This window comes from Streptomyces sp. NPDC044063, from assembly GCF_056434285.1.
On sequence record NZ_JBWKFM010000011.1, the window covers coordinates 130820 to 151741 of the forward strand.

A 20922-nucleotide genomic window follows, 5' to 3' on the forward strand; every position below is an offset into this window, starting at 1 on the left:
TCCTCTCCTTGAATCAACTCGCCCGGCCCGAAGCCGCCAGGCTATGGGGTGCCGTCCTCCAGGGGCGGACGGCGACGGTCCGGTCAGCGGCCGGGGCTCCTGCCCGGTCCGGGCTGCGTCGGCGGCAGGTGGAACGGGCGGGCCGCGGGGGCGGGAGCCTGCGTGGGGCGCGGCGCCTGGGGCCGGGCCGTGGGCGGTCGCACTCCTGGGGAGACCAGATTGGCGGCCTTGGCGAGGGCGCTCCGTGGGCCCGGCGGTGCGGCGGGCCCGGCCGTCACGCCGCTGACCAGGAGCTTGCCGTCGGGGCCCTGCACGGTCGCCTTCCGCTGCGCCTGGCCCTGCGCGAGCGGCTTCTGCTGCGCCAGGGGCGTGGCCTTCATGGAGGCATCGACCAGGGCCTTGCCCGCGTGGTCCCAGGAGTACGCCTTGAGCGCCTCGCGGAGCCGCTCGGCGTTCTCGCGGCGCTGGGGGAGGTCGGCCCTCAGTTCGCCGATGGCCTTGGCCCAGGCGCGGTCCCGGTAATCAGGGTTCGCCGGCTCGGGGACGATGCACGGCTGACCGATCTCGGGCGCGATCCTCGACTTGTCGCCGAGGAACTGTGCGGCGCCGCTCTCCTGGTTCACCAGGACGGGCACGCCGTGTCCCGCGGCCTCCGTAACCACGAGGCCGAAACCCTCGTGCCTGGACGGCATGATGACCGCGTCGGCGGTGATGATGTCGTCCTTCAGCTCGTTGCCGTCCGTGGTGAACGGCTTGACGGTGACGTTGCCCTTGCCTCCCCGCCGTTCGGCTGCCTCCACGATTTCGGCGAGCTTCTCGGGATTGGCGCCACGTACGGTGAGGTGGACGTCGATGCCCTTGTCGTTCAGCATCTTCACGGCGCGCAGCGCGTCGTCGACGCCTTTCAGCGGGTCGTCCGTCCGCCCCATGAGCAGGAGGTTGAGGCGGCCCTCGTGCGGCCCGCGCCGCACGAGCTCCTCGATCTTCACGCCGGGGACGAGCTGGTGCGAGTCGGGCACGTGCTGCCCCGTTGAGGAGAGCCGTTCGGCTTCCGCGGTCAGCAGCGGGCCGACGCCGACGACCACGTCCGCCCGGTCCATCACCTCGCGCTCGACCCGGGAATCCCGGGCGGCCTTGGCCTGTGCATGTGCCGGATCGTGGGCGTAACTGACCTCGGCGAGCCGTTCCGGGCTGGTGTGCAGGAAGTGCGCGACCTTTGCGTCCGGGTACCAGCGGTCCCGCAGCTCGGCCGCGGCCGGCCCGGAGAACCGGGAATGGCCGACGATCAGGTCGAAGGGGTGTTCCCGCGGGTCCGGAAGGCCATGGGCGCGAGGATCGAGGGTGGATTGGAACGCCAACCACACGCGGCCCTCCACACCCTCCGGGCTCGCGGGAGTCGAGACCATCCGCGCGCCCTGATGGGGCCGCGTATCCGGGTCGGCGGTGAACAGCGTCACATCGTGTTCTTTGGCGAGGGCCTCGGTGATGTGCTGGTTGAACACCGGAACGCCACCGCCACCCATGCCGCTGATGTCGGAGACGACGAGAATGCGGTACTTCTTGTCCGCCATATTCCGCTCTGTCCTCAGAATCCGGAGTGGGCGCTCAGCTCGCGGCCGATCCCCCAGGTGAGGAACTGGCCGAGCTCGTAGGCGTTGTAGTGGATGAGCCCTGGGTCGCGCCCCGGCGTCAGGCGTGCCGCGTATTCGTCGAGGATCTCGGCGAAGACCAGGGCACGGGTCGCCGAGATCACCACGTTCTCGGTCTCGCCCCGGTCCGGGTAGTACTGCCGCTGGTACTCCTTGGGCGTCCACGGGAGGGAGCCCTTGGCGTTCAGCCCGCGCCAGGTGGCGGCTGCTTCTTCGAAAGGCACCGGGCGTGCCTCTCCGGAATCACCGGACACGAGCCCCACGACCCCGTGCCGTGCCGGGTCGATCTGCGGATACTCCTCGCGCCATGCCGGCGCCGGTCGGCCGGTCAGCATCTGCTGGATGTCGGCAGCCGCCATGGCAGCGCGCAGCTCCACCGTGAAGTCCAGCGTTCCCTTCAGCTCCTCCGGAGAAGGCGTCACCTCCGCCGCGTACCAGGCCGCACGGCGCAGAGCCTCGAAGCGCTCCGGAAGGTCGGGCAGGTCCGACACCCGGCGGGAGACGGGAGAGATCCAGGGAGCGCTTCCCGGGTGGGGTGTGGGCGTGGCCACGCCCAGGGGCGTGCGCAGCGCGTCCGCGGCCTCGTGCGCCACCGCGGCGAGGTCGGCGGCACCGGGCCCGACGACCACCCCCGGCCGGCCAGGGGCCAGCCGGTGGAACAGCTCCGGGAAGACGTCGATCATCACGAAGTACGGTGAGGAGGGAACGATCACACAGGAGCCGGGCTCCATGTAGTAGTCGGGGTACGGCTCCCGGCGCTCGACGAGGAAGCCGGGATCGTCCGCGAGTCGCCGCTTCCAGTCCCGTACCGCTTCGTCGAAGGTCAGCGGACGGTCCACGTCCCCCGGGGCGCGCCGCGAGATCACGTGCCGTGCGGGGTCGGAGGCCTCACCGGGCCGGGGCGCGCCGAGCGCGGCCTCGGCGTCGAGCAGGATCTGTTCCAAGATCCCCCACGCCGCCCTCCGTTCCATGGGCCATTCCGAATCGGCGTCATGCCAGGAACGGGTCCGCTCGGCCCACAGCATCCGCGCTGCGGCCGAGTAGAGACGTTCGTAATCGTTCGCCAATTCCTTCTGTCCGCTCATGCACTCTCTCCTTCGAAGATGTGGCCGCCCGATTCGACGGGCCTGTAGCGCGTGTTCACACCGGATACGGTTCGGCCGTGGGTGTCTCCTTCGACCGGTGCCCACCGGCCCGGCACCCCGCGAACGGCCCGTCGGGGTCGCGCAGCGCCTGCATCACCGGCCCGAGGTAGTCGCGGTGCCACATCGCCGGACCGGTCAGGCCTCCGTCCGGGCCCGTGAGCTCCTGCCAGGCGAGCCACAGCGCGTGCAACTGGGCCACCGCTTCCAGGTGCTCCCACCAGCGCGGGCACCAGGGCGAACGGGACGTGACCTCCCTCCCGTACACCGGGAGCAGTAGTTCAGTCACCCAGAAGGACAGGCCCTCCATGGCCGCCCGCTGGTCCTCGCCCTCCAGGAACAGGATGAAGGGCGACCCCGCCCGCTCCGCTTCTGTGTCGAAGCCGCTCATATGTGGGAGATCCCCTCTGTGGCACGTGCGGTGATCGCCTTGACCTCGGCCTGGGCCGCCGTCTGGATCCGGTCGGCGCCCGGCTCCTTGTACCAGGGGCGCAGCCGGATGAGGGCCGGCTTCACACCCGTGGCGAGCAGGAGCGCGGTGCCCTTGGGCAGGGCGCGTATCCGGTCGGCGGGCATCACGCGTTGCAGCCGGTACGAGGTGGAAGTGGAGCGGTTGCCTTCGCTCTTGGAGTAGCTCATGGTCTTCACGTCGTGCTCGCCGACGAGCCGGGAGACCTTCTCGATGAAGTCCGCGTCGTCGAGGCCCGCGCCGAGCAGCTTGATGGTGGCGGCGCCCCACAGCGCGTCCATCCCGGCCTCGCCCCAGACGCGGCTGCCCTGCCGGTAGCTCTGCAGCAGCGTGACGACGTTGATGCCGCGGGAGCCGAAGTGGGAGTAGAGGTCGGGCAGGTCGGAGATCCGGCAGACGTTCGCGGCCTCGTCGAGGACGGCCGTCATGGGCGGGTCGAGACGTCCGCCCATCCGCTCGGCGGCCGTGACGCCTGCGCGCAGGACGGAGTCCGCCGCCGCGGCGATGACGCCCGCGGCCGATCCGCCGCCGTCCTTCGACAGCAGATAGAGCGTGTCCCGGCTCAGCGCGTGCAGTTCGGGCCGGAACTGCGCGACCTGGGGGTCGGGCGTCACCCAGGCGGCGATCTTCGGATCGAGGAGGCAGGCCACGCACTGGCGGGCGGTCTCGTAGATGCCGTCGCGCGTCTCGACCGCGCCCCGGATGGTGCCCTGGAGCTGTTCGGCCAGGGCGACCATGCCCGCGTCGCGCAGCAGATCGACGGGCGTACGGTCCGCGGGGTCGGCCAGCCAGGCCAGGACGTCCGTGACCTGCCGCTTCCCTTGATTGGCCGCGTGGAGGAGCGCGGTGAGCGTGTTCTGCGCGGCGGAGATCCAGAAGTCGCGCTTGGACGCGTCGTCGTTCACCGCCCCCACGAAGTGGCCGGCCAGCCGCCGGGCGCCCTCGATGGTGGACGCGTCGGCGAGCATGTCCCACCACATCTCGCGCCGGGTGTGGGCGATGCCCTGCGGATCGAACGTCCACACCGTGCCGACCGCGGCCCGCTCGGCCCTGGTGACGCTGAAGACGTCGGCCTTGTTCGACGTGAGGAGCACGGATCCCCGCGCCCGCAGCACACGGGGCACGGCGATGCCGGTGGACTTTCCGGCCCGGGGAGCCATCAGGTCGAGCTCCACGTCCTCGAAGGAGGACCGCAGCTCGGGGCCGTTCGGTTCGAGGTTCCCCAGGAGGTTTCCGGTGTCGTCGGGGTCCAGGCGCTTCGTGCCGGCGAGGGCGGGCCGCAGCTGTCGGGCGCGTTCCGCCGCCCCCTTGGGCAGCATGCCGGCAAGCTCGCGTCGGCCCGCCAGTCCGGAGGGCTTCTTGCCGCGGCGACCGAGCACGCGCACCGCGAAGGCACCGATCCCGGCGAAGAGCAGGATCGTCAGAGCCCAGAAGAGCCAAGCGGGCGGAGCGGGCGCGTAGGCCGACCCCGGACCTCGGACGATGGCCATGACGGCGGTGGTCGCCGGGTCGTCGTACACCCATTCCGGCCAGCCGCGCCCGGCCAGGAACGCCGCCAGGGGCGCCGTGAGCAGGGTGCACGCCAGCGCCGCGGCCCCGGTGAGCACGAGCACGGGCACCAGGAGCGAGTCGCCGCCCGCAGGGGAGGACGATGGCTTACCGCTGGAATTCATGGTCAGATCACCATCCGCTCGTCGGTTTCGAACAGGCGCTTCTCGGTGTGGGAGAGCATCAGCTGGACGGCGTGGGATCCGCCGCCGCGTCCGACCTTCCACAGGGCACGGCCGCGCTGTCCGGCACCCCAGGAGCTGATCAGGTCGCACTCGGCGTCCGTGAGACCGATCGCCTCACGGGTCAGGTTCAGCGGCTTGGTGTCCTGGGCGAGCTGGATGCGGGTCTCGCATGAGGCGATGAGGTCCTTGGCGATCGCCACGGCCTCCGAGCCGGCCGCGCCGACTGCCTCGAAATCGGAGAGGCGGTGGGTGGCCAGCAGCTGGATCGTGCCGGTGGCGCGGGAGAGGCGCAGGTCGGCGTCGACCTTGCGGACCATCGCCGCGCCGCCGCTGCGCATCTGGCGCCACAGCTCGTCGCGGACCACGATCCAGGGCCGGCCACCGGGGCGGTCGATGGCGGACTGGGCCCAGGAGGAGACGCAGGTGAGCACCATGGCCACCGTCTCGTCGCCGTAGTGCTGCAGGGCGGAGATGTCCACGGACTGGATCGGGGCGTCCCAGTCCAGGCCAATGCTGGTCTTCTCGTCGAACAGGCCGCCGAGGTGGCCGGTGATCATGCCGCCGAGCGCCGAGCGCAGGGAGGCCATCTGCTCGCGTGCGGTCTGCACGTCGTCGCCGCGCACGCGCAGCTCCCGTGCCATCGCCTCGGTGGGGTCCTTGAGCCGCTCGTAGACCAGCGGAAGGGTGGGTACCGACAGTACGCTCTGGCCGTACAACTCACCGGTCACCTCGCGCAGTGCGATGTCCAGGCACTCCTCTTCCTGCGGGCGCAGGAACCGCTTGAGCTGCAGCTCCAGCAGGGCCTGCAGCAGCGTCAGGCGCCGGCGGTGGATTTCCTTGAGCCGGGCCTGGAGGTCGGCGCCGCCGGCCTCGTCGAGGTCGTAGCCGAGCGGTCCCGCGTCCAGAGGATTGAGGCGGCCGGGCAGGCCGGGGCCGAGCCGGACCGGCTCGACCCCCAGGTGCCGGCACAGGGCCTGGTACTCGCCCTTGACGTCACCCGCGATCAGGGTGCGGTGTCCCAGGGCCATGAGCCGGAAGCACAGGGCTTTGATGTGTGCCGACTTCCCCGAGCCGGGGATGCCGGTGACCATGACGTTCGGGTTGGTCGCGAGGCCTTCCCTCACCCACGCCGCGGGGTGCGCGGAGAAGGCCTGCATGGTCAGGGTGTTCCAGCCGATGTACACGCCGATCGGAGGCAGGCTCGCGGCGTGCAGGAACGGGTAGATGCCGCTGGCCCGGTCGGTGTCCGCACGGAACACCTCCGCCTTGGCGACCGAGGCCGCCCGGCCGGCGAACGGCTGGGCCCATCCCTTCTTCGGGGCGACCCGCATCGCGGTCTGCGGGTCCTCCAGCAGACGCGAGCGGCGCAGTTCCCGCGCGCTGAGCTGCGCCGGTACCGCCTCAGGCTCGGAGGCGGTGCTGAGCAGCTCAGCCAGTGGGGCGGCCTTGAGGCTGGTGTCGCCGTCGGTGGTACGGCGGGTGAACAGGCCCATCAGATCCCCAGTCTCCTCTCCGGAAGGCCCTGGCCGAGAGGCAGAGCGGCGATGGCGAACGCGGAGTCCTGCGCGCCCCACACGCGCCTCAGTTCCAGCCCGGCATCCGAGGCATCGGCCTGCAGCTCGGCGCACGCCGTCTCCAGCTGCTCCAGGTCCGTGACGGTCACGGCGAGCATCGCTGTCAGTCGCACCACGCCGTGGCCCGAGGCCCGGGCCATGTCCTGGGCCCGCGCCGTGGCGGCTTCCAGCCGCTCGTCCTCCGACTCCGCCCGGCCCGTCTTGGCCCGGAACCTGCGCGCTGTGTCGCGCTTGGTCTTCTCCCGCGCCAGCTCCTGGCGGGCCTTGGCGGGTCCGACCGGCTCGTAGACCAGGCTCATCGAACGCCGCGCATTGGCCCGCGGCCGCAGCAGCGGCTGCAAGAACGTCGCGTAGACCTCGCTCCGGGGAAACCCGCGGACCTGGTAACTGACCGTCCACGCCCCATCGTGCCGGTACAGGCCCCAGCCGCTCTCGGCCGCCGCCGGCCCCGCCAGCGCCGGGTCCACCCCGCGCGGCGCACCCGTCCACCCCGGGTTCTCCGCCGCCGTGTTCCTGGCGGACAGTGCCTGCTGGGCCTCGGGGTCATAGGCGGTACGGATGGTCTGAGCCACAGCTCGAGGGGTCAGCCATTCCAGGACCTGCAGACCCGCGCTCGACAGTGAGCTGTGCATGGCCTGCACTTCGCGCACCAGCACCGCGGCCGCACCGATCTGCCCGCCGCCGGCGCCCTTGATGGCCAGGCGGGCACGCGACGATGCCAGCGTCACCGCCAGGTACGTCTCACGCACCGTCGCCGTCGGACCGGCACCGACCATCAGCTCATCGAGCGCCTGGACCGCCTCGGCCGGGGCGTCGGGGGAGATATGACGCTCGGTCCAGCTCCGCAGCGCCGCGCCGTCATCGGGCAGCGAGCGCTGGTGGACGCTGATGCGTGTGATCGCGCCGCCCTCCTTGCACATCGATCGCAGGTAAGCCGCCCACGCCTTGACCCGCGCGTTCTGCTTGTCGGTGTCCACCAGTGCCAGACCTGGAAAGGACACCTTGCAGATCGCGGTGTAGGTACCGTCGACCGGGTTGTGCATGATGCCCAAGGTCCCGCCCAGCCCGTCAGGCGCTTCCAGCAGGTGCAGACGGGCCAGCACGCCGGGCAGGTCCATCGGCTGCTGCCCGTCCTTGGTACGCGGGGCGAAAACCCCGGAGAAGAAGATGTTCCGTTTGGTCGCCACAGCGATCTGGTGCCTAACTGCGAGAGCGATCCATTCGTCCGCACTCAGCCCCAGCACCCGCCCGTAGGCGAGCAGGAGCAGCAGCACGGCGAGCGGGAGACAGACAAAGGCGGCGCCCCAGCTGTGCAGGTAGATGGGGATCAGCGCCACGACCGAAGCGGCCGCCACCAGCGAGAAACCCAGCCCGGACAGGTTGCCGATGAAGCCGGAGCGCTCCGACTGCCATCCGCTGTAAAGATTCGGGGCCGACACGGATCAGCTTCCTTCCGAGGTCTGGGCGTGCTGTGCGGGCGGGACGCTCTCTGCGGCCTGGGCGGGCGCTGCGGCCGGAGTCGCGGCCGGGGCCGGCGGCGGGTCACTCTCCCGCGACGGCGACGGCGCGGGAGAAGGTCCGGGCACGGACTCCGACGCCCGCGATCGCGGCGGCACGATTCCCTGCGGCCCGCCCTGCGCGGCCTGATCGAGACCCGCGTGCGCCGCGGTGTTCGCACCGGCGGACACCAGCATGTCCTTACCGGCCACCGCGACGTGCAGCCCCATGCTGCCGCTGGCGCGAAGCTGGGAACCGAAACTCCCCGAGCCACGCATCCTGGAGCCCATCGAAGCCTTCGACCAGAAGCTGCCACCAGAGCTGCTGCCGGCGGCTGCCGCGTTGTCCTCCTCGACAGCCTTGGTGAAGCCGCTTCCACCGCTCGCTGTCCCCGGCCCGGCGGGAGAGGCCTGGCCACCGCCGAACATCGACGAGACGTTCGGTCCCATCGAGCCGAGCACTCCGGAAGCCACTGAGTTTCCCGAGCCGTTGGATGTGAAAGTCATGAACTTCGCCAGCACCGGCCAGGCGAACGCCGCAAGGATGAAGGTCAGCAGCCCAACAAAAACGTTCTGCATCCCCTTGCTGTCCTTGATCATGCCGAACCCGATGCTGAAGCAGATGACGATCACCGGCTTCATGAGAATCAGCGTGACCAGCGCGTTGCGGGCCTTCGGCCACCACTCACGGGTCTCATCGGCGATCTGACCGGCCAGCACCAGCGGCATGACAACGAGCAGGACCATGATTCCGGCCTGCCTCAGCAGCATCTCCACCCACAGCGCACCAACGGCCACGATGCACAGAACGCCGACCACGATGATCACGCCTACCGCGTTCGCCACGACACCGCTGCTGCCACCGATCAGAGCCCCACCTCCGGAGCCGGCCACCAGAGCCGAGAACAGCGTGCCGAGCCGCTCCTGCATTGCCGCCGTCGCGCTTCCGTCGCTGCCCTTACCGTTTCCGAGGCTGTAGTTGATGAGCGCGGTGCTGAAGGTATCGGACCACTTGAGCGCGACCTGTGTGGCAGCCACGTAGACAGAGAGGATCACAGCCCACTTCGCGAGCCCGGTGATCGCTGTGACGAGCGGACCTCCCTGCTGGGAGACGGCCAGCCTCCCGAACTGGACCAGCATCAGGAACGCGGCGACCAAGGCGGAGACACCAGTCATGACGCCCATGATCGGCCCGATCCCAGACTTGCTCAGATCGATGGTAGAGAAATCATTGAAGGCGGAGGCGAATTCCTTCAGGAGCCAGACGACGGACGCGCCGATCGCGGCAGCTGCTGCCTTGAGTGCGTCCGCAGCCATCTTGGAGATTTGTTCGGCTATCCAATCGCCCGGCGACTTAATCAGAGCCGGCGCGTACCCCTCGCCCTCGCGTAGGCAATCCTGAAAAGCACCTCCTTTCTTCTCTACGCATTCAGTGAGATATTTATTGAGCTTCTCGTAGTCATCCTTGCCTTTGGCGGTCTCCTGCCAGCTCTTCAGCAGGGCAAGTTCATGCTTGCGTTTGTCCTCCTTGGAACTACCCGGGTCGCTCCCCGCCTCCAAAAGTCTCGGGTCCTCGTTGTCTTTGAGTTGACGGCAATCTTCCGCCGGTTTTTTGGGGTCTGGAACTGCTCTATCGCAGTACTCTCCAGTAGTCTTGCTGACGCCGGCAGTGGCCCCATCTATGCTGTCCGGGATGGGCTCGGGTGGCTTAGGGTTGGCCAGTGCCATAGACGTGGAGACCGCCATGACGATCAGAAGGCTGCTTAGGAGCGCTCCGATCCGCGCAGCGAACCTAGTCACGCGACGCAACTTTCCGCCATCCAGCAGCGAAGGCATATGTACTGTCAGGAGAATACGAAACGGCTTTCGGCATCAAGCGGGTGTACTTTGATTCGCTGGTGACCTTCCAGTCGTCGCCTTCCCACTTGACAATCAGCACGTCCAGCTGATCCCTGAGTGGATCGTCGTCAATTGCTTTGTCGGGGGTCGCTGCATATCGATCATAGTTCAGCCAGACCACTACAGCGTCGCCCGAATCATCCAGAGCGCGATCCCGTACCGCCTTCACGTGAGTGCTGATTGCTAGTCCAGCGGGCACTTCCCCCGAAGGAGGCAGGCCGGCCTTCTCTCGAAGCTTGCGAACCTCAGAAACCCCCCGCTGGACAGTTTCCGGAGAGTCTTTAGAGGTAATGGCACTCCATTGTTTCTGTGCAAATGAGTCGTTCAGGACGTCCAGGCCCTCCCAGTAAGCCACGGCGGCAGAAACAGCTCCCATGCTGGTGTGTTCGAATCCCACGCCGATGCCGTCCTTGTTTGCCCGGTACTTGGACAGCCGGTAGGGGTGGGCAGTCTGGGGCGTCAAGCGCTTCTGCGGCTGGCTTGGACCAGCACCGTCCTTCCCTGAGCCCTTCATTGTGGATGGTGAAGGTGACCGATTTGAGGTGTCGCCCCCTGTAGTGGAAGCCAGCAGGAGTCCTCCTGCCACGAGGACGGCCACTGCGCCGGCGCTAATGGCTGCGAGGCGCAGGCGGGCTTTGCGAGCCTTACCGTCGAAGTCCATCGCCGGGTCACCCGCTCTGGGTCATGTTGTAGAAGGCGAGGACAAGGCCGCTGGTCACCCCGATGCCGACGCCGGATATGAGGGACCAGACGATCGCCTGCTTGCCGCGGGCGGCGAGGCCACCGCGCTCCGTGTTGTGGCCGATGGCCACGCAGGCCCAGCCGCACAGCCCGCCGAGCACGGCCATCGACAGGCCGATGCCTGCCGTCCAGCCGAGGATCTTGCCCGTGGGGGTCTGGAGGGTGCCGGGGACCTCCGGCTTGTAGTGGGGCACGACTTCGTCGGCGAGGACGGTGGTCATCGCGTTCATCAGCTGGCTCATGGGGCCACCTCTTCAGGCTGTGTGTTGTGGATCTTGAGAATGCGCGGAGGCCGGTCTCGCGGCTGGGGGGAGTGGCTCTCCCCATGTCGTGTGGGCCGCGGTGAGGACCGCGCGGACGAGTTCGGTGCCGGCCGCGAGCGAGTGGGGCTTCAGGCGGCCGGGCTGGGACATGCCGGAGCTGCGTACCTGCGGGTCGTAGGGCACGTGGACCACGGCTGCCACACGTGTCTGCAGCATCGTGGCGGCCGCGCGGACCTGGGCCGGAAGGCGGCCTTCCCCTGTGGCGACGAGGGCGACCACTGTGCGCTGCAACGGCAGGCCCTCGGCGATTGCGGCCTGTACCGCGGACTGCAGCGCGTGCACGCCTGGGCCGGTGGCGGCTGCGCACAGGACCGGCACGGCGAAGGGAAGGGAGCACCAGACGGTGGTCACTCCGGCGTGTCCCTGGGATCTGGCGGCGACAAGGTCATGTGCGATGGGGTGGCCGGTGTCGGCGACGACGGCCTGCCATCTGCCGGCGGCTGAGAGCTGGTACCAGGCAGCAGGGTCGGCCGGGAGTGGCAGCAGTGGGCCTGCCCAGTCCTGGTGGTCGGTGAGGACCTGCCACACCGCCCCTTCGGGCCCGTGACAGCGCGAGGCGGCGGCCATGACCTGGCGGTGCGTCAGGGGCTGGTCCGGTGGGATGGCCGCCAGGCCGGCGCCCGGCTCGGCGGGCCAAGCGGGCCACGGCGAGGTGAGGCGCGGGTTGGTGTCCAGGACGACGGTCGATCCCGTGGCCGCCAGCGAGGTGGCCAGCAGGGCTGCTGTGGTGGACCGACCGCTGCCGCCCACCGCGCCCATAACCGGCACGAACAAGCGCGCTTGTGCGGGCAGCGTCAGGGGCGATTGCGATTTCCTGGCCAACGTTCCCCCGAATTGCAACTACATACGCAGCTAATTCCCCTGAGCTGCTCCACGTGTGATCAGTCTAAGGTCGGTTCTGTGCCGGGGATGACCAGATGAGATTGTCGACTTAGCGTCAGATGCCCACTCTGGGTGCAGAGTTGCACCTCCACCGTCCATTTAGCGCCATTTGCCCTGTTCGGTCTGCTTGGGGTGCATGCCGTGCTCCAGGGGGTGGGCTTTCGAGATGCAAACGGGATGCGACAATCTGACACCGATGGGCTCGGAGGCTGATAGCCCCGGCCCGATGCCGCGGTTTGGGGAGAGCGCGGCCCTGAGGGTTTCGTCGAGGGCCGGCAGCCGAGGGGGGACTGAATGGACGTCAAACGGGGGGCGCTGCTCGCGCTCGGCGCATTGGCCCTGGGGCCGGTGGCACTCGGGCTGGGCGTCATCCTGCTCGTCGCGTCTCTCGATGGCAAAAAGGGATTCAACTTCGGCGGAGCCGGAGGCATCAAGACAGGAAAAGGGGGAGTTCCCCCTCAGTACGCCGGTCTCATACAGGCCGCCGCCAACTCCTGTAAGGAAGGCCTGCCCGCTTCGGTCCTGGCCGCACAGCTGTGGGCCGAGTCGGGATTCGATCCCACCGCCCAGTCCAGAGACGATCAAGGGAACCCGCTCGCCAGGGGCATAGCCCAGTTCATCGACAGCACCTGGGAATCCGAAGGGGTCGATGGCAACGGCGACGGAAAACGGGATGTCTGGGATCCGGAAGATGCCATACCGTCCCAGGGCAAGATGATGTGCGATCTACTCAAGGACGCCAAAGCACACCCCGACTACAACGGCTCACCCATCGAACTCGCCCTCGCCGGCTACAACGCCGGCTGGGGCCGCGTCGAGAAAGCCCGGGGCATCCCCAATATCCGGGAGACCACCGGCTACGTCACCGAGATCATGGCCAAGTCCAAAGAATGGACAGAAGCAGGAGGCGGTGGCGGCTCTTTCACCGATGGCGAGCAGACCTGGTCGTTGAACAACCCCCGGAGTGTCGACGAGGCCATCACGTGGGCCAAGGGCCACGCTGGCGACAGGTCGTCCGGTGAGTGGTACAACCGGTGCCTGGCCTTCACCGCCATCGTCTACGGCTGGAACGTCTCCGGCGTGAACTACGCCATCGACCACTACAGCGTCGTACCCAAGGCCATGCAGCACACCGATCGCAACCCCCCGCCCGGCGCCCTCATGTACTGGGACACCGGCAGCCGGGCCGGGCACATAGCCGTCTACCTCGGTAACGGCCAGATCGTCTCCAACGACATCCTCCGCCAGGGCTACATCGACGTCGTGGACGCCGACATGATCGAGAAGAAGTGGGGCGCCAAGTACGTCGGCTGGACCCCGCCTGTCTTCCCGCACGCCGGATGAAACGTTTCTTCAGGTGATGTCGGCAGCGTCTCGGATCAAGGACACATGATGCACTCCATGCACTTCGCACCCGATGACGACCGGGTGATGGCCCCCTGGGGCGTCGTCACGCCGGACTTCTGGGTCGATCCGGCGCGCGAGCATGCCGGGGACCCGGCCCCCGACCCGGCCTCAGGCGAACCCGAGGTGGTGGAGTCGGCCGACCGGTCGGGAGAGGATTCCGCCCCTCCGCCACCCCCCGAGGCGTTCCGTGCCCGCATCGAGGCCGTCGTCGCCGCCTTCGCCGATCCCGCCGACGTGGCACGCCTGGCCGAGGCCGGCGTCGAGGCCGAGAGGCTCGACGAGGAGATCACGGCCCAGTACGGCCCCGCGCACACCCACACCGTCAACGTCCGGGAGCTGCGCGGCTGGCTCGCTCACCTGGCCGGGGATTCCGGTGTCGCGGTGCGCTGGTACCTGCACACCACCGGTCTCCAGATGGCGGCCTGGGGCCCCGGCCACGAGCTCACCCAGGGATCGGCGCAGCGGGCCGCCCACCTGTGGATGAGCGTCACGGACCCGGCCGAGGCCCTCGCGATCGGCGAGGAGCTGATGGCCATGCTGGTCACCGTCACCGGCCACGACAGCAGGGCGGCCCGGAAGGTCCGGGCCGGCATGCGGGAACTGCGGGGCGGAGCGGAGTAGCGTCGCGGGTCAGAGCAGGTGCGGCGCTTCCTCCAGGAGGGGGGCCGTGCGGCGGGCCAGGGTGGTGACCGGGCCGTCGGGGGGTTCCAGGGCCAGGGCCTTGCGGGCCACGGAGGCCGTCTGGGGGTCGCTCGCCGCGGTGGCCGTCAGCAGGGCCATGAAGTGGTCGACCAGCCAGTCCCGCAGCTCGGGCAGGGGTGGCTGCTTCTCCTCGTCCAGCCAGATCAGCGAGGCCGCCTCGACCGCCGTTATCCAGGTGCGGACCATCATGCGCAGGCGTACGCCGGGTTCCGGGACCGACAGGTGGGTGAGGATCTGGGCCGCGGCGGACCGGCGGACCTCGTCGACGATGGCGCCCGTGCGCGAGGTCTCGGCGACGCTGCCGCCCTGCAGCAGGGCGGCGAAGCCGGCGTCGTGCTGGTCGACGAAGGCGAGGTAGCGGTCGAGGACGGCGGTCAGGCGGCCGGTCAGGGGACCGGTCTGGGGTTCGGCGAAGCACAGTTCGAGGTCGTCGGCCGCGCTGCGCAGGGCGGCCTCGTACAGCTGGGGCTTGCCGCCGGGGAAGTAGCGGTAGACCAGCGGCCGCGACACCTCGGCGGCGGTCGCGACGTCGTCGACCGAGACGTCCTCGGGCGCCCGGTGGGCGAAGAGCTCCAGCGCGGCACCGATCAGCTGGGCGCGGCGTTCGGGGACGCTGAGCCTGCGGTAGGAGGCGGTTCCGCTGCTGGTCATGCCTGGCAGCGTAACGGGCCGGGGCGCGCCGGACCGCCGGGTCAGGCCAGCAGGCCCGAGCTCTGCCACAGCCGTCGGCCGACGCCCCTCAGCAGGCCGATGTCGTCGAGGAAGTCCGTCAGCTGGCGGGCGCCGCCCCGCATCACCTCGCGCCGGTGGCCGCTGGCGCGCACCTGGGACACGGCCTCGCGGCGGTCGAGGCCCACGTCGGTGTAGACGGCGGGGTTGACGAAGGCGAGGGAGAAGACGCGGGCGGCCTCGCCCACGCTGATCCGGGTGAGCTCGGCCTCCCAGCGCGGGGCCGTCGCCATCTGGCGGCGCAGCTCCTCGCGCGCGTAGCGCACATGGCGGGCCTCCTCCACGACGTGGATGCGGGTGACGCCGCGGACGAGGGGCTGGACGCGCTCGTCGGGGAAGGTCAGCCGCTGCATGTGGTCGAGGATCTCCTCGCCGAGCAGGGTGCAGGCGAAGGAGCCGGGCGTGGTGGAGACGGTCTTGAGGACCCGGGCGAGATTGTGGTGGAGGGGGCTGACGGGGTAGGTGGGGCCGCCCACCGTATGGATCAGCCGGGCGAACATCTTCGAGTGCCGGCACTCGTCGGCGATCTCGGTGAGGGCGTAGCGGACGTGGGCGCTGGTGACCGGCTTGTCGTAGATGTGACGGACCAGCAGCTGCATCAGGATGATCTCGAACCAGATGCCGAGCGAGGCGAGCGAGGAGAGCTCGTGCCGGGCGAGCTCCATGCGCCGCTCCTCCGGCATCCGGCGCCATAACGGCGTGTCGTAGAGGGATATGAGCTCCGGCGGCAGGAGCCACTTCCCGGGTTCGAACGGGGCGTCCCAGTCGAGTTCGGTGTCGGGGTCGTAGGAGTGCCGGGCGGAGGATGTGAGCAGGCGCTCGGCGACGCGTTCCCGGTCCGTGAGGGGACCGAGTGGGTCCTGGGACGTGAGGGAGTGCCGATCAGGGGCCGTGGTCATGGCCGATTCCACCTCAGATTGGGGTTACCCGGGGTACGTTCTTATGAGACTGCGTGTCAGCAAGGCGGGTCAACCCCCGACGCCATGACGCACGAGACAGGAGGCGCGACGATGACGACGCGCGAGCCCTACATCCACGACCCCGGTGCCGCCCTCTGGGAGGTCCCCGCCTCGGGCGCCGCCCGCTTCGCCTGGGACTACGACGACGGACGCGAGCGGCTCCTCGCCCTCTACCAGAAGGGCAAGGACAAGCAGTGGGACGCGGACCGGCGCATCGACTGGGACCTGGACGTGGATCCGTACGACCCGCTGGGCGTCCCGGACGAGAACCTCATGGTGTACGGCACGCCGTACTGGGACCGGATGAACGAGCGCGACCGGCGCGCCATGCGCCGCCATTTCGCCTCCTGGCAGTTCAGCCAGTTCCTCCACGGTGAGCAGGGTGCCCTGGTGTGCGCGAGCCGCATCGTGGAGTCCGTGCCGGATCTGGACGCCAAGTTCTACGCCGCCACCCAGGCCATGGACGAGGCCCGGCATGTGGAGATCTACAGCAGATTCCTGCACGAGAAGATCGGAATGCTCTATCCGGTCAATTCCAGCCTTCAGGCGCTGCTCGGCGACACCTTGCGCGATTCCCGCTGGGACATGCCGTACCTGGGAATGCAGGTGCTGATCGAGGGGCTCGCGCTCGCTGCCTTCGGAATGCTGCGCGACAACACGAGGAAACCGCTGCCCCATCAGATCCTGGCCTATGTGATGCAGGACGAGGCGCGGCACGTCGCTTTCGGCCGGATGGCCCTGCGCGACTACTACCGGCAGCTCTCCGAGGCCGAGCGCCGGGAGCGCGAGGAGTTCGTGATCGAGGGCTGCTACCTGATGCGGGACCGGCTGCGCGGGGACGAGGTCCTGGCCGACTTCGGCGTGCCGGCCGCCGAGGCGGCCGTGCTGAGCGAGCGGTCCGAATTCCTGAGGATCTTCCGGAAGTTGCTCTTCAGTCGCATTGTGCCGTGTGTGAAGGACATCGGTCTGTGGGGCGAGAGGCTCCAGCGTGCCTATGTGGATATGGGGGTACTGGAGATGGGCGACGCCAGCCTGGACCGGCTGATGGCCGAGGACGAGGAGATCGCCGAGGAACTCGACGCCCGCCGATTCGCCGAGGAGGAGGCCGCCCGTACCGCCGAGGTCGCCGAGACGATCGCGGAAGCGTAACGGTCGTGACAACTCCGGGATTCTTCTGAGGACTCCGTGACTGTTCTGTCCAAAAGCCGTGAGAGATGCGGTGTTCCGGAACGGAATGCGGTAAACGGCCGTCTACGCGGGCAGGAACCTTTCACGTGCGCTTCGGGGGATTGGGGGGACACGTCCATGGCTCGCTTGACCGCTCACCGGCGGCACATCGCGATCGCGGCGGGAGGGGTGGTGGCGCTGGCGGGGGTGATATCGGGGACGGTGGCCGTCGCGACGGAGGACTCCGGCAGGTCCGGGCCCCCGACCAGCGCGACGGGGTCCACCCCGTCCCCGCCGCCGGCCGGCACCGGGAGCCCGGCCGGTACGCCGACCGGCTCCCAGGGCGCCCCGGAACCCACCGGCCCGGTGTCGCCCGAGATGACCCACGACACCGAGCGCGGCGGGAAGACCGTCGCCCTCACCATCGACGACGGCCCCGACCCCAAGTGGACCCCCAGGACGCTCGCCGTCCTGAGGGAGAACGGCGTCAAGGCCACCTTCTGCATGATCGGCCCGTCCGCCAAGGCCTTCCCCGACCTCGTCCGGAAGGTCGTCGCCGAGGGCCACCGGCTCTGCGACCACTCCGTGGATCACAACACCGCGATGGACAAACGTTCCGAGGACTACCAGCGGCAGCAGGTCCTCGACGCCCGGAAGATGATCGAGTCCGTGGCGGGCGGCGCGAAGGTCCGCTACTACCGCGCCCCCGGTGGCGCCTTCACCCCCTACAGCCGGGGCGTCGCCGCGGCGAACGGCATGCGCCCCCTCGGCTGGAACGTCGACACCCACGACTGGCAGCGCCCCGGCGTGGACCGCATCGTCGAGACGGTCAAACGCGAGATCTCCAGCGGCCCGGTCATCCTCTTCCACGACGGCGGCGGCGAACGCAGCCAGAGCGTCGAGGCCCTGTCCCGCTGCATCACCTGGCTCAAGGGGGAGGGGTACGGCTTCGACTTCCCCAAGATCTGAGGCGGGAAGGTCTGGAACGGCAAGATCTGACCGGATACGCAAAAGACCCCGCTCGTAGCATCTCTGCTGACGGCGGGGTCTTCCGGCACTTCAAGTGAAGTGCCCCCGGCAGGATTCGAACCTGCGCACACGGCTCCGGAGGCCGTTGCTCTATCCCCTGAGCTACGGGGGCGTGTCGGCCGGTGGCTCTCGCTCGCGGCGACGGGTAGAACACTACCAGCTCCCGTGGGGTGTCCGGCAACAGTGATCGAAAAGAGGACGGGGAGGCGGGCGGGTCGCCCGGGCGGGGTGGAAGTGGGGAAAAGCCGGACGGCGGGGCGGAGGCGCGCCTACTCTCGGGGTGTGCCTGGCTTGTCCGGCCGGGTCCTTGTTGTGGACGACAACAGGGTCATCCGGCAGCTGATCAGGGTCAACCTCGAGCTCGAAGGCTTCGAGGTCGTGACCGCGGCCGATGGTGCCGAGTGCCTGGAGATCGTGCACCGGGTACGACCCGACGTGGTGACCCTGGACGTGGTGATGCCCCGGCTCGACGGGCTGCGCACGGCGGCTCGGCTGCGGGCCGACGTACGGACGCGGGACATCCCGCTCGCGATCATCAGCGCCTGCACCCCCTTCGAGGTGGAGGGCGGGCGGTCGGCCGGTGTGGACGCGTTCCTGGCGAAGCCGTTCGAGCCGCAGGAGATGGTGCGGCTGGTACGGAGGCTGGCGGGACGGCCCGCGGGGGAGGGGGCGCCGGGCGACCCCGAGCCCGTCGTCCGTCCCGCAGGGTGAAACCGGTTCGCGGTGCGGGGCACCCTCTCCCCTAGGCTTGCCCTGTGACCCCCGCCGATCTCACCCGCACCGTGCTGGACACCGTGCGCCGCGCCGTCGAGGCGGACGAGCTGCCCGCCGTCGTGCCGGAGCGGGTCAGCGTGCGGGTCCCCCCGCGGCCGGGGTGCGGCGACTACGCCACCAACGTCGCCCTGCGCGTCGCCCAGGACACCGGCCGGCCCGCCCGCGAGGTCGCCGAGGTGCTCCGGCGGCGGCTCGCCGCCCGGCCCGGTATCGCCCGGGTCGACATCGCCGGGCCCGGATTCCTGAACATCACCCTCGCCGAGCTCCCCGGCCCCGGCATCGTCCGCGAGCTGCTGGCCGGAGGGCTCCACGGCGAGCCCCTGCCGCTCGCCCCCGGCGCCGCGCTCGTCGCCCGGCTCGGTTCCGACGCCGCCCGCTGGAGCATGGTCACGCCGCCCGGTCTGGACCGGGAGCTGCTGCTCGTCCAGCGCGAGAGCAATCCGCTCTTCCGCGTCCGCTACGCCCACGCGCGCACCCGCGCCCTCACCCGTAACGCCCGGGACCTCGGCTTCGCGGCCGCCCCCGGCGACTTCGGCGACGACACCGCCGCCGCACCTCTCCTCGCCGCCCTCGGCGACCACACCCGGGTCGGCGCGACGCGCGCCCCCGAGCGCCTCGCCCGGCATCTGGAGCGGGTCGCGGACGCCTTCCTGCGATGGCAGGCCGCGTGCCCGGTGCTGCCGCGCGGTGACGAGAAACCCTCGGTCGTCCACCGTGCCCGCCTGGCCCTCGCCGAGGCCACGGGCGCGGTGCTCGCCGACGGCCTCCACCAGCTCGGCATCACCGCACCCGCACATCTGTAAGGGGATCGCCACCATGAGCCGTTCCGCCCACCCCGCCGGGCCCCGCTACGCCGACGTCCTTCCCGAGGGCCATTACACGCCGCCGCCCGCCGACCTCAACGTCCTCGACCCGCGCGTCTGGGCCCGTACCGTCGACCGGAACGCCGACGGCGTCGTCACCGTCGGCGGGATCGGCGTCGACCGGCTGGCCGAGGAGTTCGGCACGCCCGCGTACTTCCTGGACGAGACCGACTTCCGCGCGCGCTGCCGCGCCTGGCGCGAGGCCTTCGGCGCGGACGCCGACGTCTTCTACGCCGGCAAGGCCTTCCTCTCCCGGGCGATCGTGCGCTGGCTGCACGAGGAGGGCCTCAACCTCGACGTCTGCTCCGGCGGCGAGCTCGCCACCGCCCTCGGGGCCGGGATGCCCGCCGAGCGCATCGCCCTCCACGGCAACAACAAGTCCACCGAGGAGATCACCCGCGCGGTCGAGGCCGGCGTGGGCCGGATCGTCGTCGACTCCTTCCAGGAGATCGTGCGCGTCGCGCACATCGCCGAGCGGCTCGGCCGGCGGCAGCGCGTACAGATCCGGGTGACCGTCGGCGTCGAGGCGCACACCCACGAGTTCATCGCCACCGCCCACGAGGACCAGAAGTTCGGGCTCCCGCTCGCCGGCGGGCAGGCCGCAGAGGCCGTGCGGCGGGCGCTCAAGCTCGACGGCCTGGAGCTCGTCGGCATCCACTCCCACATCGGCTCGCAGATCTTCGACACCTCCGGGTTCGAGGTGGCCGCCCACCGCGTGGTCGGGCTGCTCGCGCAGATCCGCGACGAGCACGGCGTCGAGCTGCCCGAGATCGACCTGGGCGGCGGCCTGGGCATCGCGTACACCTCCGACGACGACCCGCGCGAGCCGCACGAGATCGCCGCCGCCCTGCGCGCGATCGTCACCCGTGAGTGCGCGGCCGCCGGGCTGGCCGTGCCGCGCATCTCCGTGGAGCCGGGCCGTGCGATCGTCGGCCCGACGGCCTTCACGCTCTACGAGGTGGGCACGGTCAAGGAACTGCCGGGTCTGCGGACGTACGTCAGCGTCGACGGCGGGATGTCCGACAACATCCGTACCGCGCTGTACGACGCGGAGTACTCCGTCGCGCTCGCCTCCCGCACCTCCACCGCCGAGCCCATGCTCACCCGGGTGGTGGGCAAGCACTGCGAGTCCGGCGACATCGTCGTGCGCGACGCCTTCCTGCCCGCCGACGTGGCCCCCGGGGACCTCCTCGCCGTGCCGGCCACCGGCGCGTACTGCCGCTCGATGGCGAGCAACTACAACCACGCGCTGCGGCCCCCGGTCGTCGCCGTCCGCGACGGCGAGGCGCGAGTGATCGTCCGACGGGAGACGGAGGAGGACCTCCTCCGTCTCGACGTCGGCTGACGGAACACGTCGGCCCACGGAAACGGCCGGCGTGAAACG

Annotated in this window: 19 protein-coding genes and 1 tRNA gene; 7 read left to right on the forward strand and 13 right to left on the reverse strand. The window is 69.8% G+C overall.

Annotated elements, in window-relative coordinates; all coding sequences use genetic code 11:
- Positions 1-83: 83 nt before the first annotated feature.
- The 10 genes from AC07BS_RS16065 to AC07BS_RS16110 are packed head-to-tail and all read right to left on the reverse strand — an operon-like array spanning position 84 to position 11794.
- Complete coding sequence (locus AC07BS_RS16065) at positions 84-1571, reverse strand: glycosyltransferase family 4 protein (RefSeq protein ID WP_478932656.1); 1488 nt, start codon at positions 1569-1571, stop codon at positions 84-86.
- 14 nt (positions 1572-1585) lie between these two features.
- On the reverse strand, positions 1586-2734 hold the full coding sequence (locus AC07BS_RS16070) for a hypothetical protein (protein WP_478932658.1): 1149 nt from the start codon (positions 2732-2734) through the stop codon (positions 1586-1588).
- Between the two features lie 55 nt (positions 2735-2789).
- The gene (locus AC07BS_RS16075) at positions 2790-3182 is read right to left on the reverse strand and encodes a DUF4913 domain-containing protein (protein WP_478932660.1); all 393 of its coding nucleotides are present in this window, start codon (positions 3180-3182) and stop codon (positions 2790-2792) included.
- On the reverse strand, positions 3179-4933 hold the full coding sequence (locus AC07BS_RS16080) for a type IV secretory system conjugative DNA transfer family protein (RefSeq protein ID WP_478932662.1): 1755 nt from the start codon (positions 4931-4933) through the stop codon (positions 3179-3181). The genes AC07BS_RS16075 and AC07BS_RS16080 overlap by 4 nt, the downstream gene beginning before the upstream one ends.
- 2 nt (positions 4934-4935) lie before the next feature.
- Positions 4936-6486 (reverse strand): type VI secretion protein, encoded by a 1551-nt coding sequence (locus AC07BS_RS16085; protein WP_478932664.1) that lies wholly within the window; start codon positions 6484-6486, stop codon positions 4936-4938.
- Positions 6486-8006 (reverse strand): SCO6880 family protein, encoded by a 1521-nt coding sequence (locus tag AC07BS_RS16090; protein WP_478932666.1) that lies wholly within the window; start codon positions 8004-8006, stop codon positions 6486-6488. Before AC07BS_RS16090 ends, AC07BS_RS16085 begins: the two co-directional genes overlap by 1 nt.
- Positions 8007-8009: 3 nt before the next feature.
- Complete coding sequence (locus tag AC07BS_RS16095) at positions 8010-9899, reverse strand: hypothetical protein (protein WP_478932668.1); 1890 nt, start codon at positions 9897-9899, stop codon at positions 8010-8012.
- A complete protein-coding gene (locus tag AC07BS_RS16100; RefSeq protein WP_478932670.1) occupies positions 9856-10623 on the reverse strand; it encodes a hypothetical protein in 768 nt (255 codons plus the stop codon). The genes AC07BS_RS16095 and AC07BS_RS16100 overlap by 44 nt, the downstream gene beginning before the upstream one ends.
- 7 nt (positions 10624-10630) lie before the next feature.
- Positions 10631-10945 (reverse strand): hypothetical protein, encoded by a 315-nt coding sequence (locus AC07BS_RS16105; RefSeq protein ID WP_478932672.1) that lies wholly within the window; start codon positions 10943-10945, stop codon positions 10631-10633.
- Between the two features lie 12 nt (positions 10946-10957).
- Complete coding sequence (locus AC07BS_RS16110) at positions 10958-11794, reverse strand: hypothetical protein (RefSeq protein WP_478932752.1); 837 nt, start codon at positions 11792-11794, stop codon at positions 10958-10960.
- A gap of 408 nt (positions 11795-12202) precedes the next feature.
- Here AC07BS_RS16110 and AC07BS_RS16115 point away from each other — a divergent pair, with 408 nt between their 5' ends.
- Positions 12203-13252, forward strand: a complete 1050-nt coding sequence (locus AC07BS_RS16115) for a transglycosylase SLT domain-containing protein (RefSeq protein WP_478932674.1) — start codon at positions 12203-12205, stop codon at positions 13250-13252.
- 57 nt (positions 13253-13309) lie between these two features.
- The gene (locus AC07BS_RS16120) at positions 13310-13936 is read left to right on the forward strand and encodes a hypothetical protein (RefSeq protein ID WP_478932676.1); all 627 of its coding nucleotides are present in this window, start codon (positions 13310-13312) and stop codon (positions 13934-13936) included.
- Between the two features lie 9 nt (positions 13937-13945).
- Here the strand turns inward: AC07BS_RS16120 and AC07BS_RS16125 are convergent, their stop codons facing one another.
- Together AC07BS_RS16125 and AC07BS_RS16130 are read right to left on the reverse strand one after the other, a co-directional pair.
- Complete coding sequence (locus AC07BS_RS16125) at positions 13946-14668, reverse strand: TetR/AcrR family transcriptional regulator (RefSeq protein ID WP_478642515.1); 723 nt, start codon at positions 14666-14668, stop codon at positions 13946-13948.
- A gap of 41 nt (positions 14669-14709) precedes the next feature.
- On the reverse strand, positions 14710-15645 hold the full coding sequence (locus AC07BS_RS16130; RefSeq protein ID WP_478932678.1) for an AurF N-oxygenase family protein: 936 nt from the start codon (positions 15643-15645) through the stop codon (positions 14710-14712).
- A gap of 111 nt (positions 15646-15756) precedes the next feature.
- On the opposite strand from AC07BS_RS16130, the gene AC07BS_RS16135 reads away from it, so the two are divergent.
- Both AC07BS_RS16135 and AC07BS_RS16140 read left to right on the forward strand, forming a co-directional pair.
- Positions 15757-16854: a ferritin-like domain-containing protein gene (locus AC07BS_RS16135; RefSeq protein WP_478642513.1), complete on the forward strand. Its 1098-nt coding sequence runs from the start codon at positions 15757-15759 to the stop codon at positions 16852-16854.
- A gap of 156 nt (positions 16855-17010) precedes the next feature.
- Positions 17011-17841: a polysaccharide deacetylase family protein gene (locus AC07BS_RS16140; protein ID WP_478642512.1), complete on the forward strand. Its 831-nt coding sequence runs from the start codon at positions 17011-17013 to the stop codon at positions 17839-17841.
- Between the two features lie 100 nt (positions 17842-17941).
- Here AC07BS_RS16140 and AC07BS_RS16145 read toward each other — a convergent pair.
- Positions 17942-18013: transfer RNA gene (locus AC07BS_RS16145), tRNA-Arg, on the reverse strand.
- Positions 18014-18135: 122 nt separating this feature from the next.
- Here AC07BS_RS16145 and AC07BS_RS16150 point away from each other — a divergent pair.
- The 3 genes from AC07BS_RS16150 to lysA are packed head-to-tail and all read left to right on the forward strand — an operon-like array spanning position 18136 to position 20883.
- A complete protein-coding gene (locus tag AC07BS_RS16150) occupies positions 18136-18612 on the forward strand; it encodes a response regulator (protein WP_478643189.1) in 477 nt (158 codons plus the stop codon).
- Positions 18613-18656: 44 nt separating this feature from the next.
- Positions 18657-19478 carry an ArgS-related anticodon-binding protein NrtL gene (gene nrtL / locus AC07BS_RS16155; protein ID WP_478932681.1) on the forward strand — a complete coding sequence of 274 codons (822 nt, stop codon included), beginning with the start codon at positions 18657-18659 and terminating at the stop codon, positions 19476-19478.
- Positions 19479-19491: 13 nt separating this feature from the next.
- Entirely contained in the window at positions 19492-20883 is a 1392-nt protein-coding gene (lysA, locus tag AC07BS_RS16160; protein WP_478642488.1) for a diaminopimelate decarboxylase, read from the forward strand.
- The last annotated feature ends 39 nt before the right edge of the window (positions 20884-20922 follow it).